Here is a 14795-nt window from a genome sequence, read left to right as displayed (position 1 = left end):
GTTTCTACAAATATCACCTAACTTAGTTAGGCTGCAGGCGTTCACGATGGAAGCATGACCGAAAATCATCCAAACTCCGTCGCCGGTGCCATGGGTAACCGACATGACTATCTACCCGCCGCGGGCCATGATGCATTTCTGCCGGGCTACGACCTGCTGACCCGATTATTGGGGATGAACAGGGTCTACGACGCTCTGATCAGCCGGGCCGAACTCGCGGCCGCGAGGTCGGTGCTCGAAGTCGGTTGCGGGACGGGAAATGTCAGTATCCGCGCGAAGCGCCGCTATCCGGCCCTTACGGCCGTCGGCTGCGATCCCGACCCGCGAGCGCTTACCCGTGCTCAACGAAAGGCCCGCGGATTGACCGGAATTCGGTTCGAGCGCGGCTACGTCCAGAAGCTCCCGTATGCCGAAGGCGAGTTCGACCGGGTGCTGTCGTCGATGATGTGGCACCATCTCGGTGGCGATGTGAAAAGCGAAGCCGCACGCGAGATCTTCCGCGTCCTGCGGCCCGGCGGCAGGCTGTACCTCGTCGACGTCGGAGGCGACATGACCGCCGACGACGGGCTTGCGGCACGACGCATGCTCCGCAGCTCGCATGTCGCGGGCAATCTCGGCGACGCGATTCCGCGGCTGTTGCGCAGCGTCGGCTTCGATTGCAGCGAGGTCGACACTCAACGGCATCGCTTCGTCGGCAGGCTCACCTATTACCGGGCTGTTCGCCCGGCGTGAGCCTGGCGACGATGTGTTCGGCGATCGCCAGCGCGGACGTCGCGGCCGGAGACGGCGCATTACGGAGTAGGACAACGCGATCGCGGATGCTGATCCGGAAGTCGTCGACGAGCCCGCCGTCGGCGTCGAGGGCTTGGGCCCGCACCCCCGCGGTGCCGGGCACCACGTCGTCGTCACGCAATGCGGGCACATAGGCCCTCGCGGCCGTGATGAACCGCCGCCTGGACAAGGAACCCGCCACCTCGCGGATCCCCGTGCGCCAGTGCCGCCGGGCGAAGCGCCAGAAGGCAGGCGCTCGCGCGATTTCAGCCGCATCCCGCATCGACACCGTGCGCCACGAGTAGCCCTCGCGCGCCAGTGCCAGCACGGCGTTGGGTCCGATCAGCACCTCACCGTCCACCCGTGGGGTGATGTGGACACCGAGGAAGGGATAGCGCGGGTCCGGCACGGGATAGACCAATCCGTTGACGAGATCGCGCCGGTGTGGTTTCAACGCATAGTACTCGCCGCGGAACGGCATGATCACCGGATCGGAGCCGTCACCGGCCAACTCGGCGAGCCGGTCACTCTGCAGACCGCCACACACGACGACCCGGTCGAACGCGGCCTCCTCGTCGCCGGCGGCCGTACGGGCGCTGACAACCACTTCGGCACTGCCCGGCCGCATCCCCGTTATCTGCTGTTGCAGAAGCACTTTCGCGCCCGCGTCGATCGCATCGGCGGCAAGTGCCCTTGTCACCTCGGCGTAGTCGACGATCGAGGTCGAGGGTGAGTACAGGGCGGCGACTCCCCGCACGTTGGGCTCGAGCTCGTTCAGCTCCTCGGCGCCGATGATCCGCACCCCTGGAACGCCGTTGGCCAACGCCCGCTGCTCGATGTCGGCAAGCCGCGCCCGCTCTTCGTCGGTGAGCGCCACCAACACCTTGCCGCAAGCGATCCGGCGGATCCCGCGCTCGGCGCAGAATGCCTCGAGGAGTTTCACCCCGCGACGACAGAGCACCGCCTTCTGCGAACCGGGTGGGTAGTACAGACCCGCGTGCACCACCCCGCTGTTGCGCCCGGTCTGGTGTTTCGCGAGGCGGTCTTCCTTCTCGAACAGCGTCACCCCGCAGTCCGGGCTGCGCCGCAGGATCTCGCGGGCCACTGCGACGCCGAGGATGCCGCCGCCGACCACTGCGACGCGTTCACTCATCGCTGGTCCAGCACGGGCATCGGAGGGGAGTAATCACTGTTCGGTTACGGTACTGCATCTCATTGACTTTGAGCCAGGCGCGAATTGGCAGCTTCGAAGGTCCAGACGGTACAAGTGATACAGCGCCATCGGTATGCGCAGTCGAGAAAGAGCAACGAACCATGAGACGCATCTACGCCTTGGTGATCGGTGTCGCCCTGTTGGTGACCATTCCCGGGGTAGCCGCCGCCGCACCGTCCCCGCGGTCCGCGGCCAACCAGCAGGCGGTTGACTCCGTCATCGCCCGCGGCCTGGCGCAGCGCGGTGTCCCGTTCTCCTACGGCGGGGGAGATGCGAACGGACCGACCAAAGGTAGTGGCACGGCCGAGAACGTCGCAGGGCTCGACCGCGAGGGTCACGTCGTCGGCCTCAACCCGGCAGTCAGCACCGTCGGTTTCGACGCCTCCGGTCTGATGGTCTATTCCTTCGCCGGCATCGGGGTGAAGCTGCCGCGGTCGTCGGGCGCGCAGTACACCGTCGGACAGAAGGTGTTGCCGTCGGAGGCGTTGCCCGGCGATTTGATCTTCTACGGCCCCAACGGAAACCAGAGCGTCGCGCTGTACCTCGGCAACGGGCAGATGCTGGAGGCCACCGAGCCTGCTGTCACCGTCTCGGCAGTGCGCACCAACAACATGGCGCCGTACCTGGTTCGCATCATCAAGTGAGAGGCAGGCCTCGACGCTATGTCACGCTACGCAACTGCCACGCTTCTCCACCCGGAAGCATAGAAGTCCGCAGTCGACGACCGCGTGGTACGCGCAGTCTCCAAAGATGACGGCCTCGGACCGCATCAGCCGAATTCACCTGCCTACCAGGCATTTGACGGTTTCGCCGATTCCGTTGCGGTGATGCATCGCGCGGAGGAGCATCGATACCAGCAAGACGTCCACTGCACAGCGGCTGCTGACCGCGGACGTCCGAGGGAATGGCGGAACGATGCCCACATACGAGAAGGTCGTTGTCGGCGTACATGACAGCGCCAGCGGCCGCCGCACCGTTGAGCTCGCGGCGTCACTGAGTACCGAGACGGCGGCTCGGCTCGTCCTCGTCGCTGCCTACGGCGCCGGAGAGCGTCGGCCGCATGAAAGCGGTTCCTACCTGGAAGCCGGCCCTGGTCCGGCCGAGTTGGCCCTCAAGCGCGCCCTGGAGATATGCGAGGCGTTCGGAGTTGACAACGCCGAGACGCATGCGGTCGCGGGCGATCCGGTGACAGTGCTGGTCAACGCCGTGCGGGAGCACCAGGCGCCCGTGCTCATGGTGGGTAGCCACGGGCTGGCAACGCTGAGTGGCCGATTGCTGGGCTCTGTCCCGGGCGGGGTCGTCCGGGAGGCCGAGTGCGACGTCTTCGTCGTGCAGACCACCTCTCAGCGCTGGCGCGTCCGCCTGCGGAGGCGGCCGTCAAGTTACCGCCGCACGGTCCTCGTCGGCGTGCACGACACCCCGCGATCGAGGGCCGCGCTGGACAGGGCGGCCAAGCTCTCCGTCGATTTCGACGCCGACCTGATCCTCTTCGGAGCCTACGAGGAACTCTTCCGACCCACGCTGGAGAACGCCATCAATGCCCTCGACGACGAGAGCTACTTGGTTCAGGGCTCTTTCTCGATCGAGTCCGTGCTGAAGGACGCCGAGCGCCACGCCCGGGCGCTCGGTGCCCGGGTGGCCGAGCGCGTGATCGTGGCGGGCGACCCGATGAAGGGTCTGCTCAAGGTCGCCGACAAGACGGGTGCCGACCTCATAGTGATGGGCAACCACCAGCTCACGGGCCGGATGTCGCAACTCATCGGGTCCATCAGCGAGCAGGTGACGCGCAGGACCCCGACCCACGTTCTGCTGGTGCACTGACAGCGCGCGGCGGTAGGGCGGCCGCTAGCCTCGGATTACCCTTGGCGGACAGGTGCTTTCGGTATCAGCTTAGAGCCTGCGAACCCCGTCGGCGACGGCATGCAGCTTGTCGGGATTGGCGATGTTGTGGATTACCGCAATACGGCCGGTGTCGTCGAGATCGACGGTGAGAGTGGCGAGCACGCGGCCGGCGCCGCGCAGCACGATCCCGGGCGCACCGTTGATCTCCACGACTTCCGCTGTCATATCGCTGATTTCGACGCCTTCGTACGGGCGTTGAACCGTTCCGGCGATCCAGCGTGCGACCTTTTCTGCACCGATCAAGGGGCGCATCGCCTGGCGGACCTTGCCACCGCCGTCGGTCCACAACGTAACCTCAGGCGCGAGTAGCTCCATCAGCGCATTGATATCACCACCCACGCTCGCGGCGAAGAACCGCTCGGTGGCCTGCCGCTTCTTGGACCGGTCGGCCTCGAATCGCGGCCTGCGGGCCTGCACGTGTCCGCGAGCGCGATGCGCGGCCTGCCGCACCGCGGACTCGGAACGCTCCACGGCTTCGGCGATTTCGCGGTAGCTGAAGTCGAATGCCTCTTTGAGCACGAACACCGCGCGTTCCAGCGGGCTGAGGGTCTCGAGCACAACGAGCATCGCCATCGATACCGAATCGACGGCGACAACGTCGTCGGAGGCGTCGGATTCGGTCAGGATCGGCTCTGGAAGCCACGGCCCGACGTACGTTTCGCGCTGACGCTGCGTTGCACGCAGCCGGTCCATCGACAGGTTGGAGGCGATGCGGGAAAGATAGGCCTTGGGATCGGAGACCATTGCGCGATCGTCGGCCGACCACCTGAACCACGCGTCCTGCACCACATCCTCGGCGTCGGCGGCCGAGCCGAGGATGCGGTAAGCGATCGCGAACAACAGGTTCCGGTGGTCGGCGAATGTCTGCTGATCGTTCACCGGGTGGCCCTGCCGCCGCGGCGCCACATCGCAGCGCCGAGTGCCGGAATCAGTTTCACCAACCGATAGGTCGACCACGGGCTCGAGCTCACCGTCTCTTTGTACGCCGCCCCCATTCGGCCGGCCAAGTAGAACCGGCCCGGCGTGTCATCGGCGTGGGTGAACTGGATCACCGCGTCGTTACGGCCCAGGCTCACCGGCTGGTGAATGTAGCCGAAGCGGAACCGCCTGGGCTGCTTGCCTTTCAGCTCCCGGGCGATGGAGGCGGCGACGTGCATCGCGGTGGGGATGCCGCTTTGGCAGGTGCCGTGGATGACGCCGTAGCCCTGGCGAACTGCGGCCGCGTCGCCGACGGCGTAGACGTTCGGGTGCGTGATCGACCGCAGCGACTCGTCGGTGACGATGCGACCATGGTCGTCCACGGCCAACCCGCCCGCCGCCGCGACCAGGGAGACGCGCACGCCCGCCGTCCATAGGACCGCCTGTGCGGTGATGACCTCACCGTCGCCGAGCGCGACGCCGTCCGACATCACCTTGACGACGTCGACTCCGGCTCGAACCCGAACTCCGAGCCGCTCAAGACCAGCATGCAGGCGCACCTGTGCGCGGGCGCCCATCATCGAGCCGGGTTCCTGCCGGCTCAACAGGACAACGTCGAGTCCGGGGTGCTGTTCAGCGATCTCGGCGGCTGCCTCGATGCCGGTCAGTCCGCCGCCAGCGACCACTACCGTGCCGTCATCCCCGAGCCGAGCCAGCTGGTCGGCGAGCAGCTGGGCGTCCTGCGCGCTGTTGAGGGTGTAAGCGAACTCGTCGACCCCGGGCACCCTGACGGTGTCGGCGACGGAGCCCAGCGCGAAGACCAGGGTGTCGTAGCGCAGCGTCGTCGCGTCATCGACCCGAACGGTCCGCGCCTGCGCATCGAAGCCGGTCACCCAGCCCTGGACGAATTCGACACCGGTGCCCGCGAGCTGGTCCGGAATCTGCAGGTCGTTCAATCGCTGTCCGGAGGCGACCTGGTGCAGACGGAGCCGTTCGGTGAACCGGGCCTGCGCGTTGACCAGCGTGACGCGCACGTCGTCGCGGCGCTTCAGGCGCCCGGCCAGCCCGGTCGCCGCCGCCATACCGGTGTAGCCGCCGCCCAGGATCACGATCTCGTACATGGTGCTGCCTTCCTTGTTCGGTGATTGACAACCCCAAGACGTATGCAGGCACCCGATTTGTGACATGTCGGCGCTTTGACGCGGCCTTCTGATAAAGAGGACGGGTGACGTCGACACTGGAATCCGCCGAGAGCATCGCGGGGCGGGTCCGCACCATGCGCGAGACCGTACAGGGCGAAGCCGGGGAGTCGGAGCGGCTGCGCACGCTGAGCCCGGCGATCGTCGAGGCGATGTGGGATACCGGTCTGATGACGGCGTTCAATCCGGCACCCGCAGGCGGGGTGGAACCGTCCTTCGCCGAGATGATCGAGACCTGGATCGAAATGGCATGGCAGGACGGATCGTTCGGGTGGATCGGGATCGCCAACCTGCCGTCGTCGTTCGCCGCGGCCGCCTACCTGCCCGACGCGGGATTCGCCGAGGTGTTCACCGCACACGACAATCGCGTGACCATGGGCGGGCAGTTCTTCCCCAATGGTCAGGGCACCGCCGTACCGGGCGGTTACCGGCTGACCGGGTCGTGGAGCTTCGGGTCGGGGATCGGGCATTCGCACTATGTCGCCGCGGGCTTCCTGCCGATGGACGGCAGCGAGATGCGCTGGGTCAGCGAAGGTGTGCCGGACATGCAGGTCGCGGTGCTGCCGCGCGAGCAGGTGAGCTTCAACGACGGCTGGCATGTGCAGGGGCTCAAGGGTACGGGCTCCTACGACTACAGCGTCGAGGACGTCTTCGTGCCGGCCGAACGGACTTTCGCGTTGTTCACCCGCGAACCGCTGCGCGGATCGTCGCCCGCGACGAGGATGGGGATGATGCCGGTCACCGCCGCCGGCCATGCGTCCTGGGCACTCGGGGTGGCCAAGAGCATGCTCGACGATGTCCAAGAGCTTGCCGCGACGAAGTTCCGGATGAGCGACATGGCGTCGCTGGCCAGTCGGCCGACCTTCCAGAAGGGGCTGGCCCACCACGTCGCTGCCTGGCGGGCGGCGCGGCTGCTGGTGCTCGACGCCTTCGAGACGGCCGAAAGCGCTGTCGCGGCGGGCGAGGATCTGACCCCGGCCCTGCGCGCAGACATGCGGGTGGCCGCCGTATACGCCACCGACGTGGCCCGTCAATGTGCGGAGTGGGCGCATCTCGTCGCGGGCACCAGCTCGATTCGCGAGGGCACCCGCCTGGAACGAGCGTTTCGCGACATGTACACCGGCACCCAGCACGCGTTCATCAGCGAGAAGGTGGCCATCGACGCGGCCCAGATCTGGCTCGGCGTCATCGACGACCAGTTCGGTCTGTAATCAGCCGGTGCGCGTGACGAACTCGGCGATGATGCGACCGAGTTCCTCACCCCGTTGCTCCTGGACGAAATGGCCGGCACCTGTCACGGTCGTGTGAGGTTGGCCCTTCGCACCGGGAACGTGGTCGGTGAACACCTTGTCCCAACCGCGCGTTGCCGGATCGCCGTCGGAGTACGCGGTGAGGAACGGCCGCCGCCAATCACTCAGCGCGGCCATGGTGGCGCGTCCGATCGCAGCCCCGCGATCGTTGCGCGTCAACGGGATCAACGCGATCATCTGACGCAGCCCGGCCGTGAACCTACGGTCGGGGAACGGTGCGTCGTAGGCGGCGAGGACATCTGGGCTCAACGGCCCGGCCACCGCGTCGAGGAAGACGCTCGGGACCAATTCCGGCGAGCGTTGGTAGTACGCCACATAGTCGAGCAGAGTCTCCTGGTGGATGACCTGTCCGTCACCGAGCGCGTGGTGCGGCCACTCCAGCTTCCCCGCGAGGTCGGGTTCGCACGTGTGCAGGATGGTGTTCGTCGCGACGACGCGCGCGAATCGGTCGGGGTCGCGTGCCAGCACGCTGAGCCCGATGGGTCCGCCCCAGTCCTGCACGACCAACGTGACATCCGAGAGATCCAGTCGGGTGATCGCGCTGTGCAACCAGTCGATGTGCCGGTCGAACGTGTAGTCCGTCGGGTCGGTCAGTTTGTCGGACCGGCCGTAGCCGATGTGGTCCGGCGCAATCACCCGAAGCCCAGCGGCGAGCAGCACGCCGATGACGTGCCGGTAGAGATACGACCAGGTGGGCTGCCCGTGGAGCAGGACGACGACGGGCGCCTCGGCGGGGCCTGCATCGACGTAATGCATTCGCAGTGGGCTGACTCCGCGCGATTCGACATCGACGTAGCGGGGCTCGAACGGATAGTCGGGCAGCACCGCGAAGCGCTCGTCCGGGGTTCTGATCACGGTCATCGGATCACCGTGGAGTCGAGGAGACCGTCGACTACCATGGCGCGCAGCGTCTTTCGGTCGAACTTTCCGCTGGGCAGCGTCGGAACCTGCTCACTGGTCACCGAAACCCAGCGGGTCGGCACCTTGTAGGCCGACAGGTGCGCGCGGGTGTAGGCGGCCAGCGAATCGACATCGATGCCGGCGCCGACGGGCACGACGACCGCACAGACTTCCTCGCCACGCGTGGGATCGTCGATGCCGAGCACGAGACACTGCGCGACGTCGGGGAATTCGCCGATGACGGCCTCGACCTCGAGTGGCGACACGTTGGCGCCCGCGGCCTTGATCAGCTCGGTGGTCCGTCCCACGTAGAACAGTCGCGGGTCCCCGTTGCGGCGGTAGACGCGGTCACCGGTGTGGTACCAACCGTTTGCGTCGAACGTCTCCCACCGCTCCCGTTTGTTGTAGCCCGCCATCACGCCGATGCCGCGGACGAGCAGTTCGCCGACCGCCCCGTCGGCGACGTCGTTGCCGTCCTCGTCGACGATACGCATGTCGGTGAACGCGAAGCCGCCCGCCGTCTCGGACATGGTGCGGTGCACGGGAAATCCGTCGGGCACATCGACCATCGCGATGTCGAGCGGCCCGTCGCGCAGCATCGGCGCACTGCTCAGATCGCGGTCGCCGAAGCTCGGGTGCTCACGCAACCGCTGGGTGAACGCCGGCCATCCGACGACGCCGGCGGCCCGCTCCCGTTCGATCAGGTCCAGCGCGGTCTCGGCGTCCAGGCGTGGCATCGCGAGCACGGTGACGGGTTCGTGCAACGCCCCGGTGGCGGCGAGCAGCCCGCCGACCCAGAAGAACGGCATCGCACACAGGATCCGTGTCGGCCCTTCGCTTTTCGCCACCGCGCGGATCGCGCTCGGCCACGTCGACGTCTGCCGCACCAGCGTGCCGTGGGTGTGCACGACGCCTTTCGGGTCCGCGGTCGAGCCCGAGGTGTGGATGACGACAGCGAGATCGGCGGGGGAGACCTCGGCCTCGGCGGCGCTCAGCAGTTCGGCGGTGACACCCTCGGCATCGTCGTCCCACCGGGTGGCCCAGTCGGGAACCGGATCGTCGACGAACACGATGCGGCGCAAGTACGGCGCGGCCGCCAGGCCCAGCCGCCCGGCCGGCTGGGCTGCCAACTCGCGCCAGGCCGCCTCGAAACGCTCGGCGACATCGATGGTCAGTACCCGGCTGGGAGCGATGAGCACCGCGATGTCGGCCAGCCGTGCCACTTTGGCGATCTCCGCCGGGGTGTAGAGCGTGCTCAGGGGCACGGCCAGCGCGCCGATACGTGACACCGCCAGCCACCAGATGACCCAGTCGACCCCGTTCGGGAAGAACAGCCCGACGCGGGTGCCCTTGCCGACGCCCTCGCGCAGCAGCCATTGCGCACGCCGCGCCGAGCGCTGCTGCGCCTCGCGGTAGGTGAGCCGATCCGCCGGGGTGATCAGATAGAGCTGCTCGCCGAACTCGTCGCAGGCGTGGTCGAGGAGCGCGGGAACGGTCGGGCGTGGCTGCTGTGTCACGCAGCGATTGTCTCCGACGACACCGGGCGACCGCACGAGGCGGCCGCCCAGCGACGTCTGCGGACCTCAGGCGCCCAGCGTGGCCTGGATGTCGCCCTTCATCGCGTTCAGCTGCGAACCCCAGTAGCCCCACCCGTGGGTGCCGTTGGCCGGGAAGTTGAACGTGCCGTTGCTTCCGCCCGCGGCCTCGTAGGCCTGCTGGAAATTCTTGTTGCTGTCCAGGGTGATGGTCTCGAGGAACTGGCCGGCGATGTCCCCGCCGCCGCCGAGTTCCGACGGGACGCCGTTGCCGCAGTACACCCAGATGCGGGTGCCGTTGCTCACCAACCGGCCGACGTTGACCGTCGGGTCGTTGCGCTGCCACGCCGGTCCGCCGGGCGGGCCCCACATCGCGGTGGCGCTGAACCCTCCCGCGTCGCGCATCGCGACGCCGACCAGCAGCGGCCAGACGCCGTCGGACAGGTTCAGAAAGCCCGACAGCGATGCCGCATAGCGGAACTGACCCGGGTGGTAGGCGGCCAGGATCAGCGCCGCACTACCCGACATCGACAGACCCACGACGGCGTTACCGCTAGACGAAATGCCCTTGTTGGCGGCCAGATACGCCGGCAACTCGGAGGTGAGGAACGTCTCCCACTGATAGGTGTAGGTGCCGCCGTTGCCCACCGCCGGACTCTGCCAGTTGGTGTAGAAACTCGACATGCCGCCGACCGGCATCACCACCGAGAGCCCCGACTCGAAATAGTTCTCGAACGCCGCCGTCTCGATGTCCCAGCCGCTGTTGTCGTCACGGGCGCGCAATCCGTCGAGCAGATACACCGCATGGGTGCCACCTCCCTGGAATTTGACCGGAATGTCGCGGCCCATCGCGGCCGACGGGACCATGAGCGTCTCGACCGGCAGACCCGGTCGCGAGTACGCCGCGGCGGTGGACGATCCGCCCGCCACCGCGACCAGGGCCGGAATCATCAGGGCCACCGTGGCGCCGGCCATCAACCGGCGCACCCAACTGTGTAGCAATGTCATCGCCTGGACTTTCCTGTTGAGGGATACCGCCGAGCGGTCGTTGCGGATGTGGCCGACCGGCGCCGGTGGCCGGCTGCCGAGTAGATGCTGCTGCTTCACACCTGCCGGATATGGGGAGAACCCGCCGCGCAACCGCTGCTGACTGTTTGTCGGCACCGGGCACCACCGCGTTACGAAACCGTCGATTGCAGCGCCGTGAGCGTCACCAATCGGTAATCGCCGACTTTCTGCGGCGCGCCGACGCAGCGAATAGCGTCGGTGCCGAGAACGAGGATGCCGAGGCGAGTGAGATGAGACGGGGCTACGACCTGGTGATCGCGGGCGGCGGACCGGCCGGGGCGGCGGCGGCTTGGCAGGCGGTCCGCACTGGCGCACGCGTCGTTGTGCTCGACAAGTCCACGTTTCCGCGCGACAAACCGTGCGGCGACGGGCTGACACCGCGCGCCGTGAGCTTCATGCAGAAAATGGGATTGGCCGAAGAAGTCGCGCGGTTCCACCGTGTGAACGGTGCCAAGGTCTTCAGCCCGAGCGAATGGAACCTCGCGTTTCCACGCCGCCCGGGGATGCCCGACCACGGCTACGTGGCTCGCCGTACGGACCTCGACACGCTGCTGCTCGAACGGGCCCAGACCGCCGGCGCCGAAGTGCGGCAGGGCGCGGAGGTCGTCGCTGCGATCGTCGATCGCGCCGGCCGCGTCGCCGGTGTCACACTTCGAGGCGGCGAACACGTGCGGGCGGACGCGGTGATCGCCGCCGACGGTGCCTATTCACCGGTCAAGCGTGCGCTGAACCTCGACTCGAGGTATCACGGGTATTCGGCGATCGCGATTCGCGCCGAGATGCCCGTCGACCGACCCGACACCGATACGCTCGACATCTACTTGAAGCTGACCTTCGACGGGGACCAACTGCCCGGCTATGGCTGGCTGTTCCCTTTGGGCGGCGGGCGAGCCAACATCGGCCTGGGCTACTGCACCAGTTACAAGAACTGGCACCGGATCAACGCCACGGCCCTCCTCGACGAGTTCTTGGCCGGACTTCCGCGCGACTGGAAGCTGCCACCGATCGACGACCTGAAGAAGTCCAAGGCGCTTCAGGCGTGGCGGCTGCCGATGGGTTTCACCGCCTGGCCGCCATGGCGGCCGGGTGTGCTGTTCGCCGGTGACGCCCTCGGAGCCGCCAGACCCGTTTCGGGAGCGGGCATTTCGAAGGCGCTGCAGTCCGGGATGGCCGCAGGGGAGTGCGCGATTGCGGCGTTGACTAATGGCGGGCCCGACGACTTCACGAACTACGCGCAGCGCGTCGAGGCGGACTGGGGAAGGCAGTACCGTCTGGGCCGGTTCTTTCACCGGGTGGTCGGCGTCCCGGCCATCGCGAATGCCGGGATCAAGGTCCTTGACACGGTGAGCCATCCAGGTGTGCGGTCACACCTGCTGTTCTGGGAGGGATGGGGCAATCCGGACGCCGCGGCTAGCCGTGACGCCTACGCACATATGCCTTGAGTTCGGCCGACAGGGCATCGGCCGTGAGCAACTGTGGGAGCAGCGACGGGTCGGACATCCGTGCGCGGAAGGCCATCTCGATGGTCACGTCGTGTTCGGGGTGGGCCTCGACGACGATCTCGTCACCCGCGCGCACCGTCCCCGGCGAGATAACCCGAAGATACGCACCGGGTTTCGCGGCTTCAGTGAAGGTCTTGATCCAACGGTCCAGTTGCAGAAAGGCCGAGAACGTGCGACACGGCGTGCGCGGCGCGGACACTTCGAGCAGCAGCCCATCGGTGCCGACGCGCCACCGTTCGCCGATCCGCGCCTGCGTGACGTCGACCCCTGTCGTGGTGAGGTTCTCGCCGAACATGCCGTTGGTGAGTGGGCGATCCAGCCGGGTTTCCCAGTCGTCGAGGTCTTCTCGGGCGTAGGCGTATACCGCTTGGTCGTCTCCGCCGTGCAGCTTCGGATTACCGATGGTGTCGCCGACGAGCCCGCTGCCCAAGCCGCCCCTCATCGGGCCCGGCGCGCGCACCATCACCTCGTGGGCGGCGGCTACCTTGTCGATGCCCGTCGATCTCGACGGCGCGTCCGGATTCACCCGTACTCGAGCGACATTCACCGACAGCACTTTCGTCACCCGCACAGGGTAACGGCGGCCGGCGCGGCGACTCGGAACGCAGAAAGTTACTTCACCATCTCTACTACGTAGCGTAGTATCCACGACGAAGCTGCCGACACCAACGGGAGGTGCGACCGTGAAGTGGAGTTTCGCCCAGGTCGGTCTACTGGTCATCGCCGTCTTCCACGTCATCCAGGCGGTGATCGGCTTCATCGTCGAACCGAGCTTTGCGACCGGCCCGGATGCGCCGACCGCGCAGATCCTCGGAATGGACTACAACGGCTGGCATGCGGTCGCCGGGTTGGCGCTGTTCGGGCCGGGTCTGGTTTTCGCGATGCGCAAGTCGTGGTCGGTGTTGTATCTGCTCGTCGCGGCGGTGGCCGGCGCACTGCCCGGGATCTGGGCGTTCTTCTCGCACCAGGTCGCCTACGTGTTCACGTTCCCCAACAACATCACTGACGCGGTCGTGCACCTGGTGACCGCCGCGGTGATGATCGCGGTCGCCGGTATTCAGATCCGCATGGATGGAGGCTTACGCAACTCGCTTGCCGATCTGCGTCGGGGACCGTGATCGGTGTCCGAACTTGACCTTCGCTGAACGCTCAGCCGGAAGCGTCCTGGTCGTCAGCCGAGGGCACGCCTTCCGGCGGAGGCGTGGAATATGCCGGAGCGGTCGGCGGCACCGCCTGTCCAACGTCGTCGCCCTGTGGCGTTTCCTCCGCGGGCTGTTCCGGTGAGCTCATCGATTCTCTCCTGGTCCATCAGGTTTCCTGCACTGCGATACCCAGTGACCGGCTGAGGAAACCGCTCGGTAGTTGGGATCGGTAGCCGAACACTCTTCGTGTAATTGCCCCGACGGCGCCTTGCGCGGACGACGATGAGCACGAGGGACAGACATGACCGCAACTTCCAACCCGAAGCGAACCCTCGGCGCTGTGCTGATGTCGGTAGGCGTCGCGATCGCCGGTGTCGGACCAATGGCGGGCACTGCTCAGGCATTTCCGGGCCGCCCGGTCCCGATGCAGGCCTGGCCCGGGTGCCCGGATGAAAGTCCCGCGGGTCCATGTCGCTGGTGTCCGGGGGATCCTCCGGTGCAGACCGGCAATCTGCGGGTGAACCCGGTGGTATGGGACGAAACCGTTTGTCACACTTACTGGTACGTCTACCACGGGCAGGGCAACGTCGCTCAGAACATCTTCGAAGGAGAGGCACCACCGCCGCCGCCTCCGCCGCCTCCCAACCTCACTCCGCCGCTTCCGCCCGGATGGTGCTGGTCACTGTTCCTTCCCGGGCCCTGCCCTTGAGGACGACGAGAGCCGAATATCTTTGCGTGACAATGCAGTACGTTTTCGGACGCCGGGTGCCGGTATGGTTGATCGACATGCGGCACTCGACGTTCGGTCACTCGGACTGCGAGCGGATCGCGGATGGAGTGTTGGCACAACCTGTCCTGGCCCTCACCAGCCTGGCGTACGTGGCCGCCGGGCTGGCCGTTCTGTGCTGGGCCCTACGGGGTAGGGGAGTCCTGGCGCCAGCGGCTGGAGCCGCGCTTGTCGCAGTGGGTTTCGGCAGCGTCGTCTACCACGGCCCTCAGCCGTCGTGGGCGGGGCTGGTCCACGACTGGCCTATCGTCGCCGCGGGGGCGCTGTGCATGGTCGGCTTGGCCCGCGGCGTTCGCGGGAAGCGGCGGTCGGCGTGGATCACAGCGGCAGGTGTCTTCATGCTCGGTGTGGCGGCCTATGTCGCAGGCCGATCCGGCTCGCCGCTGTGTCGACCCGACAGCCTGTGGCAGTACCACGGCGTGTGGCATGTCCTGTCGGCCGCCGCAGGGGGAGTGGCCGCCTGGGCCATGGTGTCCGCCCGAGGGCCGGCGCAGGTGACAGTTGCGGGCGACTAGCGGCAGCGCTGGGTGCGGCACTGCGACGCGGCG

15 protein-coding genes are annotated in these 14795 nt (G+C 67.1%); 7 read left to right on the top strand and 8 right to left on the bottom strand.

Annotated features, from left to right (window positions below; translation table 11 throughout):
- Positions 1–54 precede the first annotated feature (54 nt).
- Positions 55–732, top strand: a complete 678-nt coding sequence (locus tag AU185_RS04690) for a class I SAM-dependent methyltransferase (protein ID WP_059102268.1) — start codon at positions 55–57, stop codon at positions 730–732.
- Here the strand turns inward: AU185_RS04690 and lhgD are convergent.
- Positions 701–1924: an L-2-hydroxyglutarate dehydrogenase gene (gene lhgD / locus AU185_RS04685; protein ID WP_059102267.1), complete on the bottom strand. Its 1224-nt coding sequence runs from the start codon at positions 1922–1924 to the stop codon at positions 701–703. The two genes, AU185_RS04690 and lhgD, sit on opposite strands and share 32 nt — an antisense overlap.
- 161 nt (positions 1925–2085) lie before the next feature.
- Between lhgD and ripD the strand changes: the two genes are divergently transcribed.
- On the top strand, positions 2086–2628 hold the full coding sequence (gene ripD, locus AU185_RS04680; protein WP_059102266.1) for an NlpC/P60 family peptidoglycan-binding protein RipD: 543 nt from the start codon (positions 2086–2088) through the stop codon (positions 2626–2628).
- Between the two features lie 271 nt (positions 2629–2899).
- Positions 2900–3805 (top strand): universal stress protein, encoded by a 906-nt coding sequence (locus tag AU185_RS04675; protein WP_059102265.1) that lies wholly within the window; start codon positions 2900–2902, stop codon positions 3803–3805.
- 69 nt (positions 3806–3874) lie between these two features.
- On the opposite strand, the gene AU185_RS04670 is transcribed toward AU185_RS04675, so the two are convergent.
- Both AU185_RS04670 and AU185_RS04665 read right to left on the bottom strand, forming a co-directional pair.
- Entirely contained in the window at positions 3875–4765 is an 891-nt protein-coding gene (locus AU185_RS04670) for an RNA polymerase sigma-70 factor (protein ID WP_082683741.1), read from the bottom strand.
- Positions 4762–5925 (bottom strand): NAD(P)/FAD-dependent oxidoreductase, encoded by a 1164-nt coding sequence (locus tag AU185_RS04665; RefSeq protein ID WP_059102263.1) that lies wholly within the window; start codon positions 5923–5925, stop codon positions 4762–4764. Before AU185_RS04665 ends, AU185_RS04670 begins: the two co-directional genes overlap by 4 nt.
- Positions 5926–6080: 155 nt before the next feature.
- Between AU185_RS04665 and AU185_RS04660 the strand changes: the two genes are divergently transcribed.
- On the top strand, positions 6081–7214 hold the full coding sequence (locus AU185_RS04660; RefSeq protein WP_156425403.1) for an acyl-CoA dehydrogenase family protein: 1134 nt from the start codon (positions 6081–6083) through the stop codon (positions 7212–7214).
- Here the strand turns inward: AU185_RS04660 and AU185_RS04655 are convergent, their stop codons facing one another.
- The 3 genes from AU185_RS04655 to AU185_RS04645 all read right to left on the bottom strand — a co-directional run bounded on the left by AU185_RS04655 (position 7215) and on the right by AU185_RS04645 (position 10756).
- Positions 7215–8174 (bottom strand): haloalkane dehalogenase, encoded by a 960-nt coding sequence (locus AU185_RS04655; RefSeq protein ID WP_059102261.1) that lies wholly within the window; start codon positions 8172–8174, stop codon positions 7215–7217.
- Positions 8171–9730 carry a class I adenylate-forming enzyme family protein gene (locus tag AU185_RS04650; protein ID WP_156425397.1) on the bottom strand — a complete coding sequence of 520 codons (1560 nt, stop codon included), beginning with the start codon at positions 9728–9730 and terminating at the stop codon, positions 8171–8173. The genes AU185_RS04655 and AU185_RS04650 overlap by 4 nt, the downstream gene beginning before the upstream one ends.
- Positions 9731–9796: 66 nt before the next feature.
- Positions 9797–10756, bottom strand: a complete 960-nt coding sequence (locus AU185_RS04645) for an esterase family protein (RefSeq protein WP_059102337.1) — start codon at positions 10754–10756, stop codon at positions 9797–9799.
- A gap of 290 nt (positions 10757–11046) precedes the next feature.
- Here AU185_RS04645 and AU185_RS04640 point away from each other — a divergent pair, with 290 nt between their 5' ends.
- A complete protein-coding gene (locus AU185_RS04640; protein WP_059102336.1) occupies positions 11047–12258 on the top strand; it encodes an NAD(P)/FAD-dependent oxidoreductase in 1212 nt (403 codons plus the stop codon).
- On the opposite strand, the gene AU185_RS04635 is transcribed toward AU185_RS04640, so the two are convergent.
- Positions 12227–12874, bottom strand: a complete 648-nt coding sequence (locus AU185_RS04635; protein WP_197413465.1) for an MOSC domain-containing protein — start codon at positions 12872–12874, stop codon at positions 12227–12229. The genes AU185_RS04640 and AU185_RS04635 overlap by 32 nt on opposite strands.
- A 127-nt stretch (positions 12875–13001) precedes the next feature.
- On the opposite strand from AU185_RS04635, the gene AU185_RS04630 reads away from it, so the two are divergent.
- Entirely contained in the window at positions 13002–13436 is a 435-nt protein-coding gene (locus tag AU185_RS04630; RefSeq protein WP_059102258.1) for a DUF4383 domain-containing protein, read from the top strand.
- 31 nt (positions 13437–13467) lie between these two features.
- On the opposite strand, the gene AU185_RS25435 is transcribed toward AU185_RS04630, so the two are convergent.
- Positions 13468–13608 (bottom strand): hypothetical protein, encoded by a 141-nt coding sequence (locus AU185_RS25435; protein ID WP_156425396.1) that lies wholly within the window; start codon positions 13606–13608, stop codon positions 13468–13470.
- Positions 13609–14201: 593 nt separating this feature from the next.
- Between AU185_RS25435 and AU185_RS04625 the strand changes: the two genes are divergently transcribed.
- A complete protein-coding gene (locus AU185_RS04625; protein ID WP_231740459.1) occupies positions 14202–14762 on the top strand; it encodes a hypothetical protein in 561 nt (186 codons plus the stop codon).
- Positions 14763–14795 lie beyond the last annotated feature (33 nt).

The organism is Mycobacterium sp. GA-0227b, from assembly GCF_001499855.1.
Classification (GTDB): Bacteria; Actinomycetota; Actinomycetes; order Mycobacteriales; family Mycobacteriaceae; genus Mycobacterium.
This window is presented reverse-complemented; position numbering and strand designations above follow the sequence as displayed.

Bases quoted from the DNA above. Each gene is read 5' to 3' on its own strand.
- lhgD (WP_059102267.1), bottom strand. From the start codon at position 1,924: ATGAGTGAACGCGTCGCAGTGGTCGGCGGCGGCATCCTCGGCGTCGCA.
- AU185_RS04675 (WP_059102265.1), top strand. From the start codon at position 2,900: ATGCCCACATACGAGAAGGTCGTTGTCGGCGTACATGACAGCGCCAGC.
- AU185_RS04655 (WP_059102261.1), bottom strand. From the start codon at position 8,174: ATGACCGTGATCAGAACCCCGGACGAGCGCTTCGCGGTGCTGCCCGAC.
- AU185_RS04640 (WP_059102336.1), top strand. From the start codon at position 11,047: ATGAGACGGGGCTACGACCTGGTGATCGCGGGCGGCGGACCGGCCGGG.
- AU185_RS04690 (WP_059102268.1), top strand. From the start codon at position 55: ATGACCGAAAATCATCCAAACTCCGTCGCCGGTGCCATGGGTAACCGA.
- AU185_RS25435 (WP_156425396.1), bottom strand. From the start codon at position 13,608: ATGAGCTCACCGGAACAGCCCGCGGAGGAAACGCCACAGGGCGACGAC.
- AU185_RS04660 (WP_156425403.1), top strand. From the start codon at position 6,081: ATGCGCGAGACCGTACAGGGCGAAGCCGGGGAGTCGGAGCGGCTGCGC.
- ripD (WP_059102266.1), top strand. From the start codon at position 2,086: ATGAGACGCATCTACGCCTTGGTGATCGGTGTCGCCCTGTTGGTGACC.
- AU185_RS04665 (WP_059102263.1), bottom strand. From the start codon at position 5,925: ATGTACGAGATCGTGATCCTGGGCGGCGGCTACACCGGTATGGCGGCG.
- AU185_RS04625 (WP_231740459.1), top strand. From the start codon at position 14,202: ATGCAGTACGTTTTCGGACGCCGGGTGCCGGTATGGTTGATCGACATG.
- AU185_RS04645 (WP_059102337.1), bottom strand. From the start codon at position 10,756: ATGACATTGCTACACAGTTGGGTGCGCCGGTTGATGGCCGGCGCCACG.